Below are 23,142 nucleotides of genomic sequence, written 5' to 3'. Positions count from 1 at the left end.
AACCTGCACTCCTCTTTAATCGAAAATATGAATCACACCAGAACTGACATAACAAAGGACGTAACCAAAGCCACGAGCATAGGAATGGCCGTCCGTTTTACGACATCCACAGGCGACACATCTGCTACACCAGCCACAGCAACTACTGCTGCCGTAATCGGCGAAGCGCTGCGGGCAATGCTGGAAGCCATCTGCATCGGCGTTATCATCGCGGCCGGTAAAATTGCCAGCTTCGCGGCAATATCCGGCACCAAAGCACCAAAGGAATAAAAGGGTGCATTACCTGAACCCATAATGACCGCCGATACCGTTACAATCATCACCATAACCAGAGTAATCCCAGCCGCTCCGAAGCCAGAGCTTTGTGCACCGCTGATAATCATGTCCACTGCCCCGATTTTCATCAAGCCAAAAGCAAAGGTCTCACCGGCTACAATCAACGTAATGACCGTAGCAAAAATCTTGCCCATGCCATCAAAGAAGACCTTTATGCTGTCAAACACCGTCTTTACATCACGCGTCCGAAGCAACTCAAACAGCATCGCCAAAGCAATGCTGATAATCATCGCAGTTACCACGGGCATTTTTATTGTCGTGATACACAGCTTGCTGAATACGAGCACCAACCCAATGGGTACCAACGGCAAAATCACATAAATCGCTGGCGGCAGGGAATCATCCTTTTCCACAGCGACAAATTCCATGGACTTAGCCTCGATACCATCCCGTCGGTCAAACCAACGCTGAACCACAAAATGCGTTACCGCAATAGCCAAAATCGTCACCACGGCGATAGGAATCTGCTCACCAACGAAATAATCTGCGACATCCAAACCTGCAGTTTTCGCAGCAAACACAGCGGTACCAGAAGCCGGCCCCAAATCCAAACAAGGTGCGGTGGCAATAACGGCCGCTGCCGATAAGCGGCTGACGCCCAAGCTAATGAGGACCGGATACAAAGTAGCCATCAGCAACACACATAACCCTGCGGCACTCGGAATAACGATATTTAACAGCTGTCCCACCACATAGCTTACGGCCAGCAACAAATAGGGAGATTTCAGCATGCTAAGCGGCTTGGCGGACAGATGAACCAAAACCCGGCTGGCGCCGATATGCTCCATATATTTGGCAAAGCCACCGACAGCCATAATGAGCAAACCTATACCGGCTGCACGGGAACTAAACGTATCCTCGATAAACTTAAAGATATCAAACCAGACCATCCCCGTTGTTTTCTTTGCATCCAATAATGGATATCCCAGCAGAATGGTCATCGCCATCAAGAAAATGCCCCCGGCAAAGAGCACCGTTTGTGCATTTTTCTTTTTTAGGATCATGTAGGCCACAACCACAGTCGTTACGAAAGCCAAGGCCAACGCTAACATAAGCTCTCCTCCTCTTTTACCGCGAACCGATAATATGCTGTATAATCCGGCATAATAGCTCATAGCGGGGAATAATGCTATCGATTTCCAGATATTCACCCTCACTATGGGCACCGCCGCCCACTGGCCCTAAGCCATCAATGGTCGGCGTTCCACCAGCTGCAGCAAAGCTGCCATCAGAACCGCCACCGCTGGCAGTCCAGCCAAAATCGACACCGATTTCCTGCCCAATTTCATCAATGCGCCGGCAAAGCTCCATGGTTTTTTCCGTAGGAAGCATCGGCGGTCTTGTTATGCCACCTTCCACGGCAGCTGCCGTTCCCTCTACATGCGGCTGATTATGTAATGCTTTCATAACCCCAGACACACGCTCTATTTCGGCCTTGTCATAATAGCGTACATCAACCTCGGCACCGGCTTCTCCTGGTACGGCGCTTATGCCAGTACCGCCCCAGACCTTGCCTACATTTACCGTAGTCTCCTTAGTAAAATCCGTGGCGGACTGCAGGGCGATAATCCAATGGGCCAATTCCTCAACGGCATTTCTACCGGCCTGATAATCCACCCCTGCATGTGCCGCTACCCCTTTGATATTGATATGGTATCTGGCAATCCCTTTGCGTTTATGAACCAAATTTCCATTGGCACGGCCAGCTTCCAGGACAAGAACGTAGCGGCTTTTTCTGGCCAGTTCCGTAGAATACACTGCCGAATACCTTGAACTTATGCCCTCGTGGTCACTGTTGAGAAACACACATATAGAGGCTTCTTGCAAAACGCCCCGTGCCTGTAAATTGGCCAATGCGTAAAAACCGCTCAGCATCCCCGCCTTACAATCGATTACCCCAGGACCATAGGCGCGATTTCCATCGATTGTAAAAGGACGTTTAGCTGCTGTTCCCAAAGGAAATACGGTATCCATATGCGCAAGTACCAATACATCATAATGGTCAGCCTCTCGATTGACAATGCGCAGACAAGGTGCAATGGTCGGTGACAACCTGACTTCTTCGGCCAGCCAGCCGAGCGATTCATACTTTTCCTTCATAAAAGCAGCAATCTTACCGGCACCTTCTGGCTCAGAGGAAACGCTGTCGATATTAACGAGCTTGGCTAGTTCGTCCAGATAGCGCTGTTTTTCCAGCTCCATACCCAACTACCTCCTGTAAAATATTCTTTGGTAAAACAAAATGTCATGGCCACATCATTATCATAATATTTGCTAGACTAAATGTAAAATTCGCAATACTTCTAAATTTATTAGCCAATCTAATTGGACAAAACATGAAAAAACAGTATATAATGATGGCGAAATCGAAAAAACGCAGAAAGGTGATGCGTCATGCTCTTGCGGCAAATACAGTATTTTATGGCGGTAGCAGAATCACACCACTTTACCAAAGCAGCGAAACAACTCTTTGTCTCCCAGTCTGCTCTATCGCAGCAAATAAACAAACTCGAAGAGGATTTAGGGGTTAAACTTCTTGACCGCATTTCACATCCCATTACATTAACTCCAGCTGGTGAAGAATTTTACCGCTGCGCCCAAAAAATAATATCCGATATCAATCATCTTGAGCTGCAAATGCAGCATTATTCCCGCGACAATCAAGGAACTTTACACGTTGGCGTGATTACAGGTCTGGGAAAACTCCCCCTCACAGACATATTTTCCAAATTCAATACCGAAATCTCCCCACAGATGCAATTTTCCCTAACCAATTGTCTTAGTAAGAAACTCTGCCATATGCTGGGCAATCACGAAGTAGACATTGCCATTATGGCTGTCCCCGACGAATTATCCACAGCGGAATTTGAACTCCTCTCCTTGCAGCATGAACCGTTTATGGTTATTCTCCCACCAGCCCATCCGCTGGCAAATCATGCACAAATAAACCTAAAAGACTTGCAGAGCGAAAATTTCATCTTCCCTACGGCCGAAAATGTTTCCTATGACGTCTTTATGGCAGTCTGTCAGAAAGCAGGCTTCACCCCGAATATCGTTACTTACTGCAATACACCCGGCCAGCGAATTGACCTCGTCCACTCTGGATTAGGTGTCAGTCTGATTTCGGAAAGTGGTTTGACCTATTTCAACCACCATGCTGATGTTGTATCCCGCGCTTTAACAGAGCCCTTTTACAAGCACATTGCTATGGTAAGACGGCGGGAAGAAAAACATCCACCGTTGGTCGATAAATTCTGGGAATATATCCGTACAAACTACGGTCAGGATGAAGCATAAATAGCAGATTCTTACCGTTAGAATATTATTTATATCACCCTTGAAAGGAGTGCTTTTTAATGAAGGGTCGTTCTCTACTTATGGGGTTGCTGCTGTTATTAACGTGCATCCTTTTGCCATCTCACGATGTTCATGCACAAAAACAGCCACTCCCCACCGGTCTAAGTGATTTTTCCATGGCTGAAACGGCTGGCGCCACTACCGATTCACTAAAGGTATATACCTACAAGCCAGCCGCCTGGCAAGACGGCCGCCCCATTGTCGTCGTCTTTCACGGACTGAAGCGCAATGCGGAAGAATACTGTCAAGGCTGGAAGGAATATGCGGAAAAGCATAATTTCCTCATCGCCTGTCCAGAATTCACCGAAAGTAAATTTCCCGGCGTGCGTTATTACAACTTCGGTAACGTTATCGACAACGACAATACAGGTGGAAACATACAGCCAACAAAACAGTGGATTTTCCCAGTAATCGATAACATCATCAAAGAAACCAAAAAACAGGCTAACGCTAAGAAAAGCCGTGTCATCATCTATGGTCACTCTGCTGGTGCTCAACTCGTTCACCGTTATGTGCTTTTAAACAAAGGTACCTCTGCTGACCTCATCATTGCGGCCAATTCAGGCTGGTACACCATGCCCGATGAAAGCATTCCTTACTCCTATGGCATAAAAGGACTGAATCTGACGAAGGAAAATTTCCGTAATGCCTTTACTAAACCAGTTGTCATTCTCTTAGGTGAAAATGATACACTTCGTTCAGGAGCTCTGCGCAAAACCCCCGAAGCAGATGCACAAGGTCAAAATCGTTTGGAACGCGGACATAACTTCTATAAAAATGCACAAGAAAAAGCCACCAGTTTGGACTTAAAGTTTAACTGGCAGCTGATTACAGTACCTGGCGTCGGCCATGACGGTACGGGTATGGCAAAAGGTGCAATCCCCCTTATTGAAAAACTTGCCCGCTAATCCCCCTTACAACATTTTACACACGAACAATCCCCTGCAAGGACTCTGCTTGCAGGGGATTGTTTCACGTGCAACATATAGACGACATTATGCAATCATGGTTCCATCCGTAGCTTCCATCTTGGCAAATTTAACAGCCGCCTTGGCCAGCTCATCAGTGGAGTCAATAAATGTGCCCTCCAGCCCATACATATCTACAGCCACAGGCACTTCCGTACAGCCAAGAATAAAGGCCTCAGCGCCCTGCGCCTGCATTTCCTTCAGCAGCTCCCTAACCGCTGTCGTATCGTAAGCCTTATTTGTGGACTTGACACCATCATAGATCAAATCATCGATCAGATGCTGCTTTTCTGCAGACGGCGCAATGCATTGGATGCCTTTGGCCTCCAAGCCATCCTGATAAAGCCCCGTGCTGATAGTTCCGCTGGTTGCCAGCAGGCCGACACTGCGATAGCCTTTTTCCCAGGCGCTGGCAATCGTCACATCGATGATGGATAACACCGGAATCGTGATCTGCGGCAGGATTTCCGGCAGGAAATAATGGGCTGTATTGCAGGCGATGATGATGAAATCCGCACCGGCCATCATCAAACGCTTGGCCGTCTTCACCATCTCCGGTGCCGGGGATGCGCCCAAGCCCTTAATGGCTCGGGTGCGGTCGGGAATCGTACAGTTATTATCCACGAGCATGGGGATATGTTCCTGATCACATCTGGCTGGTGTCGCCATGATGATTTTTCGCATCAGATCCACCGTTGCCATTGGCCCCATGCCACCCATAATGCCGATTGTCTTCATATTGCTCACTCCTCGTATTTTCTCAAGAAGATTTGCGTACGTTCATCTTGCTTAAAGCATAACACTGCCGTAGAATATAAGCAAATACATATAACTATATATACAATATAAAAATATTTTATATATGAGGTGATTGCGATGACAGGTATGGAATACGTCTATACCGTATACGAAGAGAAAAGCTTTTCTGCCGCCGCCAAGAAACTCTTTATGACGCAGCCTGCCCTATCGGCAGCAGTCAAGAAAGTGGAAGGAGAACTCGGTCTGCCCATCTTCGACCGCTCCCATTCCCCGCTAAGACTTACTGATGCCGGACAGGCCTACATCGAAGCTGCTGAAAAGATCTTTCAGATCCAGAAGAACCTCCAGCGCTTTGTCAACGACCTGGCCGAACTCGAAAGCGGCAGTCTGGTGATTGGCGGCACAAATTTCGTAACGGCCTGCTTCCTGCCCCGCCTGATCAAACAGTTCAATGAACAGCATCCCAACATCCATATTTCCGTAATCGAATCCAGCAGTGCCGAATTATTTGCCGGCCTCAAGCAGGGCAACATTGACCTTGTCATCGACAGCGGCGAATGCAACACCAAAGAATTCGAATCCCTGACCTTCTTTACGGACAGGATCATGCTGGCAGTGCCCAAGACCTTTGCCATAGAACAGGAAAGGGCTTTTTCCCAGCAGGAAATCATTGCCGGCAAACATTTGCAGGCAGGATCAGCCGCCTCCAGCCTGCAGCATTTCGCCGAAGTTCCCTTCCTGTTGCTCGGCAAGGGCAATGATATGTACCGCCGGACCATGGAACTCTTTCGCGAGGCCGAGATTACGCCCCATGTCCGGCTCTATCTCAACCAGCTGATGACTGCCTATCATATGGCGGCAGCAGGCTTAGGCGCCACCTTCCTGACCGACACTCTGATCCGCATGGCCGCACCGAATGACAGCTTGAACTATTATCTGCTGGAGCATCCATTATTGCAGCGGGAAATCTTCATTGCGATTCCGCGCAGCAGTTATCATCCCAAAGCCATTCAAGCTTTTTGGGAGAGCGTTGCACAATTTGCCGCCGTCTAATGTTTCACGTGCAACAAAATAGGAATCTCCTTACTTATGTCGAATATATAAAAGATATACCCCAAGTATCGTAACGTCCGGTATTTCGACAGAAAGGAGTTGCATTATGAAGCTGGAAAACATCTTAATGCGCAAAGACATGCTCAAATGTGCCCTTTGCCACAATGCTCCCTGTGACCGTGCCTGCCCCGAAAATATCTCCCCGTCCCATCTGCTGCGCTCCATTTATTTTGACAATGAGGATTGCGCAGCCTTGAAGATTTCTGCAGTACCGCCCTGCCTTAACTGCCCGGCCCCCTGCGAATATGCCTGCGTACGTTCCCGTGAAGTCCCTATCCGCCAGTTGCTCTCCCGGCTGGTCGCAGAGGTTCGCCCGCAACTGGATGGGAAGTATCCTGAAAATGAAAATGTACTGCGCACGGAAATCTGCGGCATCCCATTGGAAAATCCCTTCCTGCTTTCCTCCTCGGTTGTCGCCAGCACCTATGACATGTGCGCCCGAGCCTTCGAAGCAGGCTGGGCAGGTGCGGCCTTCAAGACCATCTGTACCATGGACATCCACGAAGCCTCGCCCCGCTTTTCCGCGATTGATGGCGGCGATGGCAGCATCATCGGTTTCAAGAATATTGAACAGCTCTCCGACCACAGTGTGCCGGAGAATATGGCCATCTTCCGGCAGTTAAAGAAGAACTATCCGCATAAGGTGATCCTGGCTTCCATCATGGGGCAGGATGAAAATGAATGGACGGAGCTGGCTTATACCTGTCAGGAAAACGGTGCCGATGCCATTGAGCTGAACTTCTCCTGTCCCAATATGATGGAAGGCGGCTTAGGTTCCGATATCGGACAAGTCCCGGACCTGGTGGAACGCTTTACCGCGGCAGCCAAACGCAAAGTCAAGATTCCCGTGCTGGCCAAACTCACCCCCAATGTCGCCTCCATGAATCCTGCAGCTGAAGCAGCCAAACGCGGCGGCGCAGACGGGCTCGCCGCCATCAACACCATCAAAAGCATCATGGGCGTCAATCCGCACACCTTTGTTTCCAGCCCGGCAGTCCATGGTGTTTCGGCCGTAGGCGGCTACAGTGGCAATGCCGTAAAGCCCATCGGCTTGCGCTTTATCGCAGAGTTAGGCAAGAATCCGGCGCTCCAGGGGATGCATATCTCCGGCATGGGCGGCGTCGAAACCTGGCATGATGCACTGGAATATCTGGCACTGGGCGCCGGTTCCATCCAGATAACCACTGCCGTGATGCAATATGGCTATCGGATCATCGATGACCTAAAAACCGGCCTCACCTATTTTCTCCATGAAAAAGGCGTCCAGCATGTCGGAGACATCATTGGCCATGGTCTGGCATCAGTCAGCGAATCAACGGACGTCCTCGAACGAGATACCATCCTTTTCCCCAAATTTGACCACGCAAAATGCCTTGGCTGCGGACGCTGTGAAATCTCCTGCGCCGATGGCGGTCATCAGGCTATCCAACTCAATGATAAACGCCAGCCCATCCTGAACGGTGCAAAATGTGTGGGCTGTCACCTCTGCATCCTGATCTGCCCAGCCAAAGCAATCCGGCCAGCAGGCAAACGCATCGCCCGCCCGAAATAAATGTTTCACGTGCAACAAAGTAAAATTTTTTTCACCCACAAGGATTTTGGCACCTGCATCGCGAATAAGACAAGCGTGTAATGTTCACAGATTTTTATGGGGAGGTATTTTTTTATGCGTAGCAAGAAACTCTGTGCAGCCGTATTGGCAGCAACTCTCGGTTTTGGATTCATGGCTGGTGCACCGAGCACGGAAGCCGCTACCCGCGCCGAGCTGGCTCAGATTTCTGTAAACCAAAAGGGCACAAACTTCAAGTATTGGAACAAAGATGCGAAGTCCTATCAGGCTCTCACCAATTATGTAAAAGACGTAACCAACCCCAAGAGCAAGAACTTCATTCCCGTGGAAGACCGTATCGCCGTATTTGATTTGGACGGCACATTGATCTGCGAAACCACGCCATCCTATTTCGAGTGGATGATGTATCTGGAAAGAGCACTCAACGATCCTACTTTCACGCCGAAAAAAGAAGACCGTGAATATGCAAAAGTCGTAAAAGCTGCAATTGACAAGGGCTCCCTGCCCGAAGATATGGAACGCAAAGAGGCAAAATCCCAGGCCTCCGTATTTGCTGGTATGACCTTGCCGGAATATGAAGCCTATGTGAAGAAATTCATGCAGACGCCGGCTGAAGGCATGAACAATCTCAAACGCGGCGACTCCTTCTATCTGCCGATGGTCGAGGTCGTTTCCTATCTGAACGCCAATAAATTCAAGATTTTCGTAGTATCCGGCTCTGACCGTCAGGCCCTGCGCATCCTGACCGATGGCATCATGCCGATCGAGAAAGACAATATCATCGGTACCGATGTTTGGAATCTGGCATCCCATCAGGGCGATACCGATGGACTTGACTACCTCTATCGCAAAGACGATGAAGTCATCCGCGGCGAATTCACCCTCAAAGACGTCAAGATGAACAAGGTATCCAATATCGCCCGCGAAATCGGCAAACAGCCGGTCCTGGCCTTCGGCAACAGCTCCGGTGACGGCAGCATGTTCAACTACACCATCACGAACAACAAATACAAGGCCCTCGCCTTCTCCCTGCTCTGCGATGACACGGAACGCGAACTGGGCAACCAGAAAAAAGCCGACAAGATGCGGGCTTCCTGCGAAAAATACGGCTGGATTCCGGTTTCCATGCGTGATGATTTCAAGACCATCTATGGTGACAATGTAACCAGAACCAAATAAAGCACTATTGTTGCACGTGAAACAAAACATATAACAGGTCCCCCTTGAGCATATCATTATTGCTCAAGGGGTATTTTATTGCACTGGAAGTGATGTTTATCACATGAAAAAACATGTGATTCGGATAAAATAAGCATAATTCAGATGTATGTGTTTTAGGAGGAGCTTAGGGTGAGCAATGTGTTTCAAAAGTTCAACTACCTTATTCCCAAGAAAAAATCAGCCAACGGGCATCAGCAGTTAAACGAAGGCGGCCGTGAGTGGGAGAATACCTACCGCGACCGCTGGTCTTTTGACAAGTGCGTGCACTCCACCCATGGGGTGAACTGCACGGGTTCCTGCAGCTGGAATATCTATGTCAAGAATGGTCTGGTGGCCTGGGAGAACCAGATCCACGATTATCCGGAAACAGCACCGGATATGCCAGATTTCGAACCCCGGGGCTGTCCTCGCGGAGCATCCTTTTCCTGGTATCTCTATAGCCCCCATCGCATCAAATATCCCTATCTGCGCAGTGAACTGGCGCAGCTTTGGCGGGAGGCGAAAAAAAATCACCATACCGTGCTGGAAGCATGGCAGAGTATCGCCAACGAGCCGGCCAAAATGAAGCAATATAAGGAAGCCCGCGGCTTGGGCGGCTTTGTTCGCTCCACCTGGGAGGAAGCCTCCGAAATCGTGGCGGCTTCCATGATCCATGCTGCCATAAAATATGGCCCGGACCGGAATTTCGGCTTTTCCGTAATCCCGGCAAAATCCATGCTTTCCTATGCCGGCGGCCTGCGCTTTATGCAGCTGATGGGCGGTGCCGGCCTTTCCTTCTACGACTGGTATGCGGATCTGCCACCCGCCAGCCCGCAGGTCTGGGGCGATCAGACCGATGTGCCCGAGTCTTCCGACTGGTACAATGCGGGCTACATCATCACCTGGGGTTCCAACGTGCCCCTGACGCGCACGCCGGATGCCCATTTCTTAGTGGAAGCCCGCTACAAGGGTACGAAGGTCGTTTCCATCGCCCCGGACTATGCCGAATCCACGACAGTTGCCGATACATGGATCCCCTTGAAAGTCGGCAGTGATGCGGCAATGGCTATGGCCATGGGGCATGTCATCCTCAATGAATACTATTGGGGCGAACCGGCAGAATTCTTTGTGGAATACACCCGCAAGTATACGGACTTCCCCTTCCTCGTTCGTCTGGAAGAGCGAAATGGCAAATATCAGGCCACCCGCTTCCTGAATGGTCAGGATATGGGGCGCAAGGACAAGCATGCCGATTTCAAGCACTATGTGATGGATGAGAAGACCGGCAGCCTGGTCGTGCCCAATGGCACCATGGGTGACCGCTGGGACCGCAAGGAAAAATGGAACCTCAAAGAGGAAAACAGCGATAATGGCGATGCCATCACACCGCAGCTCTCCGTCCTGGGCTCCATGGATAAAATTGTGGAAATCCAGCTGCCCTACTTCGGCAATGAGCGGGAAAACCGACTGCTGACCAGATCAGTCCCCGCCAAGCGCATCAAGACGGCAGATGGTGAGATTCTGGTGACCACGGTATACGACCTGACCTTGGCCAACTATGCCATTGACCGCGGCCTTGGCGGTGAAGTGGCATCCTCCTATGAAGATGATGTGCCCTATACGCCGAAATGGCAGGAAAAATACACGGGCGTGCCCATGGAAACGGTTATTCATACGGCCAGGGAATTTGCCGACAACAGCCTCAAGACCAAGGGACGCACCATGGTCATCATGGGTGGCGGCATCAATCACTGGTTCCACGCCGATGTGGTCTACCGCACGATCCTGAACCTGCTCCTCTTTGTCGGCGCCGAAGGCCGCAACGGCGGCGGCTGGGCTCATTATGTGGGACAGGAGAAACTGCGTCCGGCAGAGGGCTGGCAGCGTATCATGACAGGCCTTGACTGGAAGAAGCCGCCCCGCCTGCAGAACAGCACCTCCTTCTATTATTTTGCCACCGACCAGTGGCGCAGCGATGAAATTGACCTGTCCGATCTGACTGCAGAAGGCGTAACCCCCCGCTACCTCCATGCCGGTGACTATAATGTCATGGCGGCACGTCTGGGCTGGCTGCCCTCCTACCCCACCTTCAACAAGGGCGGCCAGCAGCTCCATGACGAGGCCAAAGCCGCCGGCATAGATGTGAAGAAGTATATCGTCAACAGCCTCAAGGACAAGAGCCTGCAATTTGCCGTGGAAGATCCGGATAATCCCGCCAACTTCCCCCGCAATCTCTTTATCTGGCGCAACAACCTCATTGGCTCCTCAGCCAAGGGCCACGAATTCTTCCTGAAGTATCTCTTAGGCACAAAAAACGGCCTGTTCTCCGAGGAAGAAGCCCCTAACCGCCCCAAGGAAATCAAATGGCGGGAAGCAGCAGAACTCAATCAGCTCGATGGCGCGGCCAATGGCAAACTGGATTTGCTGATTGACCTCGACTTCCGCATGGCCAGCTCTGCCCTCTATGCCGATGTGGTACTGCCCACAGCCACCTGGTACGAAAAGGATGATTTGTCCTCCACGGACATGCATCCCTTCGTCCACCCCTTCCAAGCCGCAGTCGATCCCCTTTGGGAGGCCAAAACCGACTGGGAAATCTTCAAGACTTTGGCCAAAAAGGTTTCCGAAGTGGCCAAAGAAGCCAACGTCCAGCCCTATAAGGATGTGGTTGCCATGCCCATCCAGCATGACAGCGAAGGGGAAACAGCCCAGCCCGCAGGCCGCATCCGCGATTGGAGCAAGGGCGAGTGCGAACCCATTCCCGGCAAGACCATGCCAAACCTTATGGAAACGGAACTGGATTTCACCAAGGTCTATGAAAAATGGATTGCCCTTGGCCCCGGTGTATCCGAAAAGATGGGCAGCCTCTCCATGAGCTGGGATTCTGCCCCCGAATATGCAGAAATCGGCAAGCGCAACGGCACCATCCAGAATAAGGATTATATCTCCTATGGGATGCCTTCTATTGCCGATGCCAAACAGGCTGCGGATGCGGTATTAGGCCTTTCCACCACCACCAACGGTAAAGTGGCTGTCAAGGCCTGGAAATCCCTGGAAAAGAAAACCGGCCTCAATGACCTCACAAAGCTGGCCAAAGACCGGGAAGATGAACGCTTCACCTTTGAGCAGGTAGCCGTGCAGCCAAGGGAAACCATCACCTCTCCCACCTTCACGGGCAGCAATCAGAACCGGCGCTATACTCCCTTTACCACCAGTATCGAGGAACTCGTCCCTTTCCGTACCATTACGGGACGGCAGTCCTTCTTCCTAGACCATGAGATGATGCACGAGATGGGTGAGTCCATGGCTACTTACAAGCCCATTCTGGACTATCTGCCCATCAAAAACAAGTTAGGCGGCACAAGGGAAATCACCCTGAAATATCTGACGCCCCATAACAAATGGAGCACCCATTCCATGTACTTTGACAGCCAGCAGCTGCTGACCCTGTTCCGTGGCGGCCAGACCGTCTGGTTCAATGAAAAGGATGCCGCTGAAATCGGCGTCAGGGACAATGACTGGGTGGAACTCTACAACCATAATGGCGTAGTGGTTTCAAGGGCCGTGGTATCCCCGCGCCTGCCCCGGGGTGTGGTCTATATGCATCATGCCCAGGATCGCCATATCAACGTGCCGGGCAGCAAGATTTCCGGCACCCGCGGCGGCACCCACAATACGCCGACACGCATCCATATGAAGCCCACCCATATGATCGGGGGCTATGGACAATTAAGCTATGGATTCAATTATTATGGCCCCACAGGCAACCAGCGGGATATGTATGTGGTGGCCCGCAAGCTGGAGGAGGTAGATTGGCTTGAAGATTAAAGCACAGATTTCCATGGTCATGAATCTGGACAAGTGCATTGGCTGTCATACATGCTCCATCACTTGCAAGAATGTCTGGACCAACCGCCCGGGTGCGGAATACATGTACTTCAACAACGTGGAGACAAAACCCGGTATCGGCTATCCCAAACAGTGGGAAAACCAGGAGAAATGGAAGGGTGGCTGGGAGCTCAAAGGCGGCAAGCTGCAATTGCGTTCCGGCAATAAGCTGGAACGGCTGGCCAAGCTCTTCTACCATCCCGATCAGCCGGAAATGGATGATTACTATGAGCCCTGGACCTACGATTATGAAACCCTGATCACGTCCAAGCGCAAAAACCATCAGCCCATCGCCCGCCCCCGTTCCCTGATCACCCAGAAACCCATGGAAATCAAATGGGGGCCGAACTGGGAAGACGATCTGGCCGCCGGGGAATCCGCCCGGCAGGATCACAACTTCAAGAATATCGCTGAAGATATCACCCTGGAATTCCATGACCTCTTCATGAAATACCTGCCCCGCACCTGCAACCACTGTCTGAACCCCGCCTGTGTGGCGGCCTGCCCTTCTGGTGCCATCTACAAGCGGGAGGAGGACGGCGTGGTGCTGGTGTCCCAGGACGGCTGCCGGGGCTGGCGTCACTGCATCCCTGCCTGTCCCTACAAGAAGGTCTATTTCAACTGGAAGACAAATAAAGCAGAAAAGTGTATTTTCTGCTTCCCCCGCCTGGAAAACGGCCTGCCTACAATCTGTGCCGATACCTGCGTAGGGCGTCTGCGCTATATTGGCGTGCTGCTCTACGATATGGATAAGGTCAAGGATGCGGCTTCGACACCGGACAAAGGTGAGATCTATCACAGCATGCTGGATATCCTTCAGGATCCTCATGATCCAGAGGTCATCAAGGCAGCCAAAGATGCAGGCATTCCTGACAACTGGCTCAAGGCAGCACAGGCTTCCCCGGTCTATAAAATGGTCAAGGAATGGCAGGTAGCCCTGCCCCTGCATGCAGAATACCGCACCCTGCCCATGGTCTGGTATGTACCGCCCCTGTCCCCCATCACCCGGCGGGCGGAAGCGGATGTTTACCTGCCAGACGTAAAGGATATGCGCATCCCCCTTTCCTATATTGCCGAGCTCTTTGCCGCCGGCAATGTGGCAGTGGTGGAAAACGTATTGCAGCGTCTGCTGGATATGCGCATGGTCATGCGTGCCAAGGAGACCGGTGAGGAACTTCCCCGCCGGCTGGAATACGATCTGGAAACCTATGAAGCCATGTACCGGCTGATGGGCATTGCCAAGTATAAGGACCGTTTCAACATTCCTGCTGGTTTGCAGGAACAAGCGGAAGATAAATTACGAGAACTGCAGGGTTCCTGTGGCTATAACTGTCCGGGAGGGTGCTGATGATGACCGAAACAACAGAATATCAGAAAACGCTGTCTTTGGCTGCCTATCTCTTCGCCTATCCCCATGCGGAATGGTGGGCAAAACTCCCCGCCTGCCGCCAGGAAGCAGCCAGCCTTGAGAACCCGCAGAACAAGCAGATCATCCTGGACACCTTGGATTATATCGAGATCATGGGACATAAAGAATATGAAGAACTCTATGTCCGCACCTTCGAGTTTTCTGCGAATACCAATCTCTACCTGACCATGCACGACCGCACGGACTTCGGCAAGCAGGCCCGGGAAATGCTGGAATTCAAGAATCTCTTCTTGGACAACGGCTATGACCTGAACAAGGAACTGCCGGATTTCCTGCCTGCCCTGCTGGAATTGGCGGCCCACCTCTCTGCCGAACAGGCAGGCAAGGTGCTGTCCAGAATACAGCCTAAGATTGAACTGCTGCGCCAGCGCTTTGTGGCGGCAAAACTTGCCCATACATTCCTGCTGGATGTGATTTTGACCGAAACGGATGAACTGGAGGGAGCAACCGCATGAATGAATTCCTCTATGGGGTGCTGCCCTATATCGCCCTGACAATCTTCGCAGGGGGCACCATTATGCGCTATACCATCTATGAACGCAACTGGACCACGAAGTCCAGCGAGTTCCTGTCTAAGCGCGACCTGAAATGGGCCAATCCCCTTTTCCATATCGGCCTGCTGATGGCCTTCGGCGGTCACTGCGTCGGCATCCTTGTGCCAAAATTCATGACCGAGGCTGCGGGCACCGATGAGCATATGTATCATCTTATGAGCCTCGCAGGCGGCCTGCCGGCGGCGGTGCTCTTCCTCGGCGGTTTTCTGTGGCTCTGCCAGCGGCGGTTTGCCGGCAATGACCGCATGCAGGTAAATACTAGCGGCATGGACAAACTGCTCTATCTCGTGCTGCTGCTGACCATCGTATCCGGCACCATCGGCACGGTCAGCAATATCCCCGGCGGCTTCGACTACCGTGAAACCATCTCCCCCTGGTTCCGCTCGGTACTCATGCTGCAGCCTGAGGTTGGATTGATGGAAAACGTCCCCCTTGTTTTCCAGATCCATATGCTGAGCTGGATGATGACCGCCATGCTATTCCCCTTCACGCGGCTGGTGCATTGTCTGAGTTTCCCCTTTGAATACCTGTTCCGCAGCCATATCATCTACCGAAAAAAATAAGTTCTTACACAAAAATCGCTGGTCTCTGCCAGCGATTTTTTCATAGCCTTATTCGATATTGCAGACTTCCCGGCCGCAGTTCTCACATTGGATCGCGTCCTTGAGGTAATCCATGTCCTTGATGAAGATCAGATGTCCCCGGTATTCGATGATATCCGCCTTCTTTAGTTCTCCCAGCATGCGGTTCAGGCTCTCCCGGGCGGTCGCAGAATAATTGGCCAATTCCTGATTGGTCAGGGGCACGGAGATAAGGATTCCCCCATCCACCTCTTTGCCATAACTGTTGGCCAGCCGTATCAGGGTGGAATACAGCGCCCCCTTCTTGCCATAAAGCAGCAGATCCCGGAATTTTGTATGCTGCTTGCGCATATGGGCGCTGATGATGCGCAGGATATTCACTGCCATATGGGGACGCTTTTCCAGATAGCTCTGCAATACGGGGAATTCAATGGCGTAGACCTCAGCGGCACTTTGGGCGATGGCATTGAAGATGTAAGTAGGATTATCCTCAAACAACGGCAATTCTCCAATAATGCTGCTGCGGGTAGCTAACCGCAAGGACAGCACCCGCCCGCTGGTGGCATATTTCGTGATGAATATCTGCCCTGTACGCACGATATAGAAATATTTCGCCGGATCACCTTCGTGAAACAGATATTCCCCATCATGCAGCATAATAACCTTGCCGGGAACTTCATACAATTGACGAACCAAAGACTCCATGACCTTACCCCTCTCAAAACTCAACTTGCTTCCCTTAAGCATACTAAAAATTTCCCATTCTAACTGTGAGATTTGTTACGTTTTCCGTGAGGTTTGTTACTTACATATTGATATATTTCAATTATACTTAATACAAATCAATAACAATGTGATAATAAGGATGGATGATGAACAAATGTCAACAAGCAAAGACTTCGCTGTCCTCGGCGAAAATCCCTCCCGTCGGGAAATCTTGCAGCATTGGGAGCCGGAAAACAAGATATTTTGGGAGACATACGGCAAAAAGATTGCCAACCAGAATCTGGCTGTCTCCACCTGGGCTTTAGTTTTATCCTTTGTGGTCTGGACCTTATGGGCCACCATTGCCGCTAAGCTCAACACCGTGGGATTCCACTTCACAGATGAGCAGATTTTCACGCTGGCCGCCCTGCCGGGGCTTGTTGGTGCCACGGGACGCCTGTTCTACACCTATCTGCCTGGCCTGCTCGGAGGCAAGACCTCAACATTGCTGACCACGGCCCTGTTATTGCTGCCAATCATGGGCCTGGGCAATGCCCTGCAGGATACAAGCACCTCCTATGAGACCTTTGTGCTCCTCGTATCCTTTATCGGCATAGCCGGCGCCAATTTCTCCGCCTCCATGGCCAATATCGGCTTTTTCTTCCCCAAGGCAAATAAAGGGTTGGCCCTGGGCATCAACGCAGGCGTGGGCAATCTGGGCGTATCCCTGATCTACCTGACAGCCCCCCTGCTGCTGGGCTGGAACTTGTCCGGCCTTTTCGGTGCCGGCCTGCCCACCGCCGCAGGTTCGACTCTCTACCTGCAGAATGTCTGCTATTTCTGGGCTATCCCCACATTGATCACACTTGTACTTATCTGGATGTTTATGGATAATCTGCCCCTGCCCAAACAAAGCCCCAAGAGCGTATTATCCATCTTCGGCAACAAACACACCTGGCTGATGTGCTGGATCTACACCTGCGGCTTCGGTTCCTTTATCGGCTTTTCTGCCGCTTTAGGCTTGCTGGTATCCAAGGAATTCCCCGAGGTTTCCTTCTCCATGGCGGCCTTCCTTGGCCCCTTTATCGGCGCCAGCGTACGGCCGCTGGGAGGCTGGCTGGCCGATAAACTCGACAGCGGTTCTCGCGTCACGCTTCTCTCCCTATTCGTGATGCTGGCAGCCAGCCTTGTAACCATGCTGGGCATCCAAGCGCATAACTTCGCAATGTTCTTTGGTTCCTTCCTGCTGCTGTTCCTGACCACCGGTTTTGTCAACGGTGCTTCCTTCCGCATGATTCCCTATATCTTCAATAATCCCTTCCACTCCTCTTTGGTTACAGGCTTTACCGCTGCCATTGCCGCCTATGGCGCTTTCCTGATTCCCAAGATCTTCGGCTGGGCCTACAGCAATTATCAGGATGTAACCCCAGCTTTCTACATCCTGATCGCCTTTACCATCAGTACCATTATCGTCACCTGGTATTTCTACGACCGCAAAAATTCCGGTCAACATTGTTAAAACATGTTGCACGTGAAACAACAACGCCCGGCAAGCTTATCGCCTGCCGGGCGTTGTTTCACGTGCAACAATATATTTTTATGCTTTTGCACCAGTTGAATACATCTTGATGGGTTCCGGGTTGTCTTCGATGCTCCAGACACCGCAGGGGCAAACACCGGCGCAGATGCCGCAACCGATGCACTTATCGGGATCGGATACGTATTCCCAGCTGCCATCTTCCTTCTCAACGCGGGTGATGGCTTTTTCCGGGCAGGATTCCAGGCACATCTTACAGTCGCGGCAGGTACCGCAGCTTACGCAGCGCGCATGGTCATCCACGGGATCACCGAGCAGGCAGTGATGGCATTTGTCGAAGTAAGCCTTGGACAGGCGTTCCGCAGGAATCTGTGCTTTCTGCGGGAAGGCTTTTACTTCCTTGCCCATCACATACTGATCGACATAGTAGGCTGCCTTGCGGCCGCTGCCAATGGCATCGGTCAGGCGGCCCGGCTTGATGGTATCGCCGGCCGTGAATACGCCCTTGGCAATGGACTGGTCAGCCTTCGGCACGAGCCAGCTCTTGCGGAAGTATTCGATGCCTTCATCTTCGGGCAGGAAGTCGAGCACCGGCTCTTCACCGATGGAGACGATAACCTGATCCGCAGGGATAAAGGTACCATCATTGGCGTAAACGCCTTCAGCAGTAATCTTGTTCGTAAAGAACGGCCATACGAGCTTACCGCCCAGACCTTCTACATAGTCAATTTCCTCTTTGAAGGCCGCCGGTTTCTGCACGTCGACAGCCACTACCGTTTCTGCGCCCATCTCGTAGGCACCACGGCAGGTATCCATACCGGAGTTGCCGGCACCGATAACGACTACATGCTTGCCAGTTTTCGGCTTTTCGCCACGGTTGATGGCCTTGAGGTATTCGAGCCCCATCGTCAGGCGCTCTGCCCCTTCCCAGGGGAAGAAGCGGGATTTCGTGCCGCCCGTAGCTACGATAACGGCATCATTCTCGCCGCGCAGCTGGGCGAATTTATCTTTATCCACCTTGCAGGAGGATACGAATTTCACACCAACGCTTTCAATGCGTTTGAGTTCTGCTTCGAGGAGTTCATGGGACAGGCGGCCGCGCGGGATAACCTGTTCCAACTTACCACCGATATGCTCAGCCTCATCGTAGACCGTCACGCTGTGGCCTTTACGGGCCAGCTGCCAAGCTGCGGACAGGCCAGCTACACCACCGCCGACAACGGCGATCTTCTTGCCCGTCTGTACTTCCGGCTTCGGCACGGAAAGGAAGGCGGAGCGATAGCCGAGGTCACCAATCTGGATGGGCTGGTCGATGCTGCCGCGGGTACAGCCATCCATACAAGGATTCGGGCAGACCGAACCGCAGACCGAACCCGGGAACGGCGTGTATTCCAGTTCGAGCTGGAAAGCTTCGTCGAGCTTGCCCTGACGGATCAGGTCATAGCGGCGCTGCGTCGGGATGCCCGTGGGGCAGTTGAATTCGCAGGGTGCTGCGAATTTCGCATTATCCCAACTCGGCACGCGCAGGCGGTAAAGACCCGTGGACAGAGTGTTATGCACGGCGAAATCATCATGCGCTACATCGGAGAAGATACCGCCTTTCACCCAGTCATTCATGCGGAAAGCCTGCATGGACGGCTTGTTGTTGCCCTTGGCTGCCTTTTCTGCAAAGGTCAGCGGCGTGAGCTTCTGCCATTCATTCCAGTTCGTGAGTTCCGCTTTGAGCGCCTGCTGGCCGATATGGGCCAGGAAATCATCCATGCCGCCATTGAGGAAGGCAATATCGTCATCATCGAGCGGCAGGCATTTGATATCTGCCGGGAAGTCATCCACATTACCGCGGACATAAACGACACCGCCGACCATGCCGACACAGGCACGCTCGCCGAGCACAGAAGTGAATTCTGCACTGTCATAGCCGCAGACGACAGCCTTGCCGCCGCCCATGAATTCGAAGGAGAAAGAACCCGTATTCTTGAGAATCCAGAGTTCCGGCTCCTCATAGAGCGGATCGTGCTTCATCAGGGAACCCGTACGAGTACCGCTGCGGCCGCCGATGAAGATCTTACCGCCGGAGGAGCAATGGCCAGCCGTATCGCCGGCATCACCCTTGACGGTGATGATACCGCCAGCATTAAGCCAGCCCACGTCAGCAGAGGTTGCTCCCTCCACCACAATTTCCGTGCCCGGCAAGCACATGGAACCGACACGCTGACCGGCATTGGTCACATGGAAATGCAGAGTCTTGCCTTCTGGATGCCAGAGCGGACCGCCGATATCATGCTGACCGGAAGCAGCTACCTCAAATTCCGTTTCGCCCTGACGCACAGCCTCTTCAATGGCCAGCAGCAGGTCCTGGGTGGACATACGGTCATGTCCCTTCATTGTATCGATCTTGAACATTACGCTATCCCCCTACTTAACATACATACTGAATGCCGAGCTGGTCGGCCACGGCCTTGTCCGTGGAAACCAGCGCATCGCTGCGGCCGATTGGCAAAGAGCTGTTGCCGATAGGCGCCATGAGCTTCTTGAGCTCGGAGTCGAAGGCCAGCACATAGTCCACGATCTTCTGGGCGCCCTTGTCGATATCGAGGCGCTTGACGAGACGCGGATCCTGGGTGCAGATGCCCATGGGGCATTTGCCCGTATTACAGGAGTTGCAGCGGCCCTGCTCGTTGCCGACGCAGCCCAGAAGCTGAATCAGTACCTTACCGACGAATACGCCGTTGGCACCAAGGCACATAAGCTTGAAGGCATCGGCAGCCGCATTGCCGGTCATGCCAATACCGCCGCCGCCATAAAGCGGGATCTGGCCCTGCAGGCCCTGCTTGACGGCTGCCAGATAGCAGTCGCGGATCTTGGAGACAACCGGATGGCCCGTATGGTCGAGGGATACCTCATTAGCGGCACCAGTACCACCCTGGATACCATCGAGGAAGAAGCCGCCGCAGATCTTATAGGGATCGCGCAGCAGGTTGTTGTATACGGATACGGAAGTGGCGGAAGCCGCACACTTGATGGCCACCGGTACACGGAAGCCAAAGGCCGCATTCATGGAAAGGTGCATCTTCTGTACGGATTCTTCGATGGAGTAAAGGCCCTGATGGTTTGGCGGTGAAGCCAGCGTAGCCTTCGGTACACCGCGGATAGCCTGCACGTGTTCCGCCACCTTGGCGCTCGGCAGCAGGCCGCCGTCACCGGGTTTTGCACCCTGACCGATTTTGATCAGGATACCAGCCGGGTCCGTGACCATATGCGGCATAGCCTTGATGATACGGTTCCAGCCGAAATGACCGGAAGCGATCTGGATGATGAAGTATTTGAGATAGTCCGATTCCAACAGCTTAACCGGCATACCACCTTCACCGGAGCTCATGCGCACGGGCAGGCCGCATTTCTCATTGAGATAGCCTACAGCCAGCGCCACAGCTTCCCAGGCACGGGTGGACAGAGCGCCGATGGACATATCGGAGAAAATCAACGGGTAGATCCAATCCACCGGCGGCGTCTTGGTCTTCTGTACCAGCTTGCCATCCTTGATTTCAAAGGGCAGGTCTTTCGCCGGCAGTACGCGGCCAAACGGCGAACGGATATCGAAGGTATGACGGGCAGCATCAAGCGACGGGTCAGTCATCTGGGAGATACGCCCCACCACGATGCTGTCCAGCGTGCGCTGAGCATTGAGGTTGGTGCGGCCACCGCGCTTGATGGGGCCATTATCCTTAGCCAGCAGCGTGCGGCGGGAATCTGGGTTGCGTACTGGACGGATGGCGTTATTCGGGCAGATCTTCTCGCACATGCCACAGCCACGGCAGAAATCCGTGAGGCTGGCCACCTGCTTGATGATCGGGCGAGCCACATGGGTATGTTTCGGTTCCGGCTGACTGCCCTCAGAAACCGTCAGGGACTGTTTCTGCACCTCTACCTTGATGGCCTTGAAGGAACATCCGGCCACGCAGCTGCCGCACATGGTACAGCGTTCTGCATGATATTCGATTTTCCACGGCAGGTCATTGACGCCGATTTCCTGTGTTTTTACTGCTTCCATCTCTGTACCTCCAAGTCATTGTCAATGACCACGATTTCGCGTTCGTTTGGATAGATATCCTGGGACTGATCACGGTTGGGCATGATTTCATTGATGCCGCAGACTTCCGAAGAAATAGCCACCATGTTTTCATCGCGGCCCACCACTACCGGGCGGAGTTTCTTGGAATCACAGCAGGTGATCATGCGGCAGTCCGGCAATACCCCGATGACCGTGTTTGGTCCGTTGATTTCCAGGTTCGCCAGGGACTGGCGGATGGCAATCAGGACATCCTTATCCTCACGCTGTTCACATTCTTCAAAAGGCAGCGGCGTGATTACATGCTTGTAATAAGTCAGAGGCCATTTGAGTTCATGATGTACATAGTGCAGGGTGTTCAGGAAGCACTGAGAATCAGATTCGAAGCCGATATAGCCACGGTGCAGGGAGGACTGGAATTCCTTGTTCTTCGTATAGAAGGTATTCTCGCCATTAGCACAGAGCGTATACCCCTGCAGGAAGAACGGATGCGCTGCATAACGCACGATATCATAGTTGGTGTTCTGGCGGCACTGAGCCACGATGGACTTAGCCACGAGGCAGCCATTGTCATCCCAGAGGTGGAAATAAGTAGCAATGTCACGCGGATCGCCGATTTCCTTCAAGGTCAGCACATCCGGCCAGAAGGAATAAACGAAACCAGCATTGTTCTCCGTGAGAATCTTGCGCAGGTCCAGACGGGTATCGAGCAGGAGATTTTCCTTTTCTTCCTTAGACATATGGCCCGCTTCTTCTGGATAGTCATAGTTGCGGAAAATATAGTAAGGCATGGCCTTGATGTCGAGGCCTGGACGCTTGTCCGGGACGGGAATCCATTCGGCCAGCGGCACGAAGTTATGCGCATCCATGTATTCTTCTACCAGCTGTGCGCCGCGCTGGGTGCAAGCCAGAGAAAGCAATGGCTTATCCTTATAATCGGAGAATATACCATAGAGATCCTGCATAACCATGGCAAAGCCCGAATTATCATGGCCTTCCTGCTGAGGCAGCATCAGATGCAATGCCTTGGAGGGCTGGATAGGCACCTTGCTCTTAATCGAACCAATTCTGCACAT

Annotated in this window: 17 protein-coding genes; 10 read left to right on the top strand and 7 right to left on the bottom strand. The window is 52.3% G+C overall.

Annotated elements, in window-relative coordinates:
• Nucleotides 1-32: 32 nt before the first annotated feature.
• Nucleotides 33-1,388, bottom strand: a complete 1,356-nt coding sequence (gene dcuC / locus BLQ59_RS09405) for a C4-dicarboxylate transporter DcuC (protein ID WP_074572678.1) — start codon at nt 1,386-1,388, stop codon at nt 33-35.
• A gap of 16 nt (nt 1,389-1,404) precedes the next feature.
• Nucleotides 1,405-2,538: a M20 family metallopeptidase gene (locus BLQ59_RS09400; protein WP_014425917.1), complete on the bottom strand. Its 1,134-nt coding sequence runs from the start codon at nt 2,536-2,538 to the stop codon at nt 1,405-1,407.
• A gap of 192 nt (nt 2,539-2,730) precedes the next feature.
• Here BLQ59_RS09400 and BLQ59_RS09395 point away from each other — a divergent pair, with 192 nt between their 5' ends.
• Nucleotides 2,731-3,633, top strand: coding sequence for a LysR family transcriptional regulator (locus BLQ59_RS09395; RefSeq protein WP_074572676.1), 903 nt, complete (start codon nt 2,731-2,733; stop codon nt 3,631-3,633).
• A gap of 59 nt (nt 3,634-3,692) precedes the next feature.
• Nucleotides 3,693-4,601 carry an alpha/beta hydrolase family protein gene (locus tag BLQ59_RS09390; RefSeq protein ID WP_014425919.1) on the top strand — a complete coding sequence of 303 codons (909 nt, stop codon included), beginning with the start codon at nt 3,693-3,695 and terminating at the stop codon, nt 4,599-4,601.
• An 87-nt stretch (nt 4,602-4,688) separates the two neighbouring features.
• On the opposite strand, the gene BLQ59_RS09385 is transcribed toward BLQ59_RS09390, so the two are convergent.
• On the bottom strand, nt 4,689-5,399 hold the full coding sequence (locus BLQ59_RS09385; protein ID WP_074572675.1) for a cysteate racemase: 711 nt from the start codon (nt 5,397-5,399) through the stop codon (nt 4,689-4,691).
• A 138-nt stretch (nt 5,400-5,537) separates the two neighbouring features.
• Between BLQ59_RS09385 and BLQ59_RS09380 the strand changes: the two genes are divergently transcribed.
• The 7 genes from BLQ59_RS09380 to narI all read left to right on the top strand — a co-directional run bounded on the left by BLQ59_RS09380 (nt 5,538) and on the right by narI (nt 15,737).
• Entirely contained in the window at nt 5,538-6,473 is a 936-nt protein-coding gene (locus BLQ59_RS09380) for a LysR family transcriptional regulator (protein ID WP_074572673.1), read from the top strand.
• Between the two features lie 106 nt (nt 6,474-6,579).
• Nucleotides 6,580-8,085 carry an NAD-dependent dihydropyrimidine dehydrogenase subunit PreA gene (gene preA, locus BLQ59_RS09375; RefSeq protein ID WP_074572672.1) on the top strand — a complete coding sequence of 502 codons (1,506 nt, stop codon included), beginning with the start codon at nt 6,580-6,582 and terminating at the stop codon, nt 8,083-8,085.
• A gap of 114 nt (nt 8,086-8,199) precedes the next feature.
• Nucleotides 8,200-9,282: a haloacid dehalogenase-like hydrolase gene (locus tag BLQ59_RS09370; RefSeq protein WP_074572671.1), complete on the top strand. Its 1,083-nt coding sequence runs from the start codon at nt 8,200-8,202 to the stop codon at nt 9,280-9,282.
• Nucleotides 9,283-9,453: 171 nt separating this feature from the next.
• Entirely contained in the window at nt 9,454-13,131 is a 3,678-nt protein-coding gene (locus BLQ59_RS09365) for a nitrate reductase subunit alpha (protein ID WP_074572670.1), read from the top strand.
• Nucleotides 13,121-14,539, top strand: a complete 1,419-nt coding sequence (narH, locus tag BLQ59_RS09360) for a nitrate reductase subunit beta (protein WP_074572668.1) — start codon at nt 13,121-13,123, stop codon at nt 14,537-14,539. The genes BLQ59_RS09365 and narH overlap by 11 nt, the downstream gene beginning before the upstream one ends.
• Nucleotides 14,539-15,075 (top strand): nitrate reductase molybdenum cofactor assembly chaperone, encoded by a 537-nt coding sequence (gene narJ / locus BLQ59_RS09355; protein ID WP_176756778.1) that lies wholly within the window; start codon nt 14,539-14,541, stop codon nt 15,073-15,075. Before narH ends, narJ begins: the two co-directional genes overlap by 1 nt.
• Nucleotides 15,072-15,737: a respiratory nitrate reductase subunit gamma gene (narI, locus tag BLQ59_RS09350; RefSeq protein ID WP_074572667.1), complete on the top strand. Its 666-nt coding sequence runs from the start codon at nt 15,072-15,074 to the stop codon at nt 15,735-15,737. The genes narJ and narI overlap by 4 nt, the downstream gene beginning before the upstream one ends.
• 48 nt (nt 15,738-15,785) lie before the next feature.
• Here the strand turns inward: narI and BLQ59_RS09345 are convergent, their stop codons facing one another.
• Nucleotides 15,786-16,460 carry a Crp/Fnr family transcriptional regulator gene (locus BLQ59_RS09345; protein ID WP_074572665.1) on the bottom strand — a complete coding sequence of 225 codons (675 nt, stop codon included), beginning with the start codon at nt 16,458-16,460 and terminating at the stop codon, nt 15,786-15,788.
• 175 nt (nt 16,461-16,635) lie between these two features.
• On the opposite strand from BLQ59_RS09345, the gene BLQ59_RS09340 reads away from it, so the two are divergent.
• Complete coding sequence (locus BLQ59_RS09340) at nt 16,636-17,979, top strand: MFS transporter (protein WP_074572697.1); 1,344 nt, start codon at nt 16,636-16,638, stop codon at nt 17,977-17,979.
• Between the two features lie 78 nt (nt 17,980-18,057).
• Here the strand turns inward: BLQ59_RS09340 and BLQ59_RS09335 are convergent, their stop codons facing one another.
• The 3 genes from BLQ59_RS09335 to BLQ59_RS09325 are packed head-to-tail and all read right to left on the bottom strand — an operon-like array spanning nt 18,058 to nt 23,142.
• Complete coding sequence (locus BLQ59_RS09335; RefSeq protein WP_074572663.1) at nt 18,058-20,400, bottom strand: FAD-dependent oxidoreductase; 2,343 nt, start codon at nt 20,398-20,400, stop codon at nt 18,058-18,060.
• A 16-nt stretch (nt 20,401-20,416) separates the two neighbouring features.
• Complete coding sequence (locus tag BLQ59_RS09330) at nt 20,417-22,048, bottom strand: glutamate synthase-related protein (protein ID WP_074572661.1); 1,632 nt, start codon at nt 22,046-22,048, stop codon at nt 20,417-20,419.
• Nucleotides 22,036-23,142, bottom strand: coding sequence for a class II glutamine amidotransferase domain-containing protein (locus BLQ59_RS09325; RefSeq protein ID WP_074572659.1), 1,107 nt, complete (start codon nt 23,140-23,142; stop codon nt 22,036-22,038). The genes BLQ59_RS09330 and BLQ59_RS09325 overlap by 13 nt, the downstream gene beginning before the upstream one ends.

Source organism: Pseudoselenomonas ruminantium (assembly GCF_900104055.1).
Taxonomy (GTDB): Bacteria; Bacillota; Negativicutes; order Selenomonadales; family Selenomonadaceae; genus Selenomonas_A; species Selenomonas_A ruminantium_C.
The sequence above is the reverse complement of the archived record's forward strand: the minus strand, read 5'-3'. Positions and strand labels throughout refer to the sequence as shown.

Bases quoted from the DNA above. Each gene is read 5' to 3' on its own strand.
- BLQ59_RS09390 (WP_014425919.1), top strand. From the start codon at position 3,693: ATGAAGGGTCGTTCTCTACTTATGGGGTTGCTGCTGTTATTAACGTGC.
- BLQ59_RS09370 (WP_074572671.1), top strand. From the start codon at position 8,200: ATGCGTAGCAAGAAACTCTGTGCAGCCGTATTGGCAGCAACTCTCGGT.
- dcuC (WP_074572678.1), bottom strand. From the start codon at position 1,388: ATGTTAGCGTTGGCCTTGGCTTTCGTAACGACTGTGGTTGTGGCCTAC.
- BLQ59_RS09400 (WP_014425917.1), bottom strand. From the start codon at position 2,538: ATGGAGCTGGAAAAACAGCGCTATCTGGACGAACTAGCCAAGCTCGTT.
- BLQ59_RS09385 (WP_074572675.1), bottom strand. From the start codon at position 5,399: ATGAAGACAATCGGCATTATGGGTGGCATGGGGCCAATGGCAACGGTG.
- BLQ59_RS09325 (WP_074572659.1), bottom strand. From the start codon at position 23,142: ATGTGCAGAATTGGTTCGATTAAGAGCAAGGTGCCTATCCAGCCCTCC.
- narI (WP_074572667.1), top strand. From the start codon at position 15,072: ATGAATGAATTCCTCTATGGGGTGCTGCCCTATATCGCCCTGACAATC.
- narJ (WP_176756778.1), top strand. From the start codon at position 14,539: ATGATGACCGAAACAACAGAATATCAGAAAACGCTGTCTTTGGCTGCC.
- BLQ59_RS09330 (WP_074572661.1), bottom strand. From the start codon at position 22,048: ATGGAAGCAGTAAAAACACAGGAAATCGGCGTCAATGACCTGCCGTGG.
- BLQ59_RS09335 (WP_074572663.1), bottom strand. From the start codon at position 20,400: ATGTTCAAGATCGATACAATGAAGGGACATGACCGTATGTCCACCCAG.
- BLQ59_RS09345 (WP_074572665.1), bottom strand. From the start codon at position 16,460: ATGGAGTCTTTGGTTCGTCAATTGTATGAAGTTCCCGGCAAGGTTATT.
- BLQ59_RS09380 (WP_074572673.1), top strand. From the start codon at position 5,538: ATGACAGGTATGGAATACGTCTATACCGTATACGAAGAGAAAAGCTTT.
- preA (WP_074572672.1), top strand. From the start codon at position 6,580: ATGAAGCTGGAAAACATCTTAATGCGCAAAGACATGCTCAAATGTGCC.
- BLQ59_RS09340 (WP_074572697.1), top strand. From the start codon at position 16,636: ATGTCAACAAGCAAAGACTTCGCTGTCCTCGGCGAAAATCCCTCCCGT.
- BLQ59_RS09395 (WP_074572676.1), top strand. From the start codon at position 2,731: ATGCTCTTGCGGCAAATACAGTATTTTATGGCGGTAGCAGAATCACAC.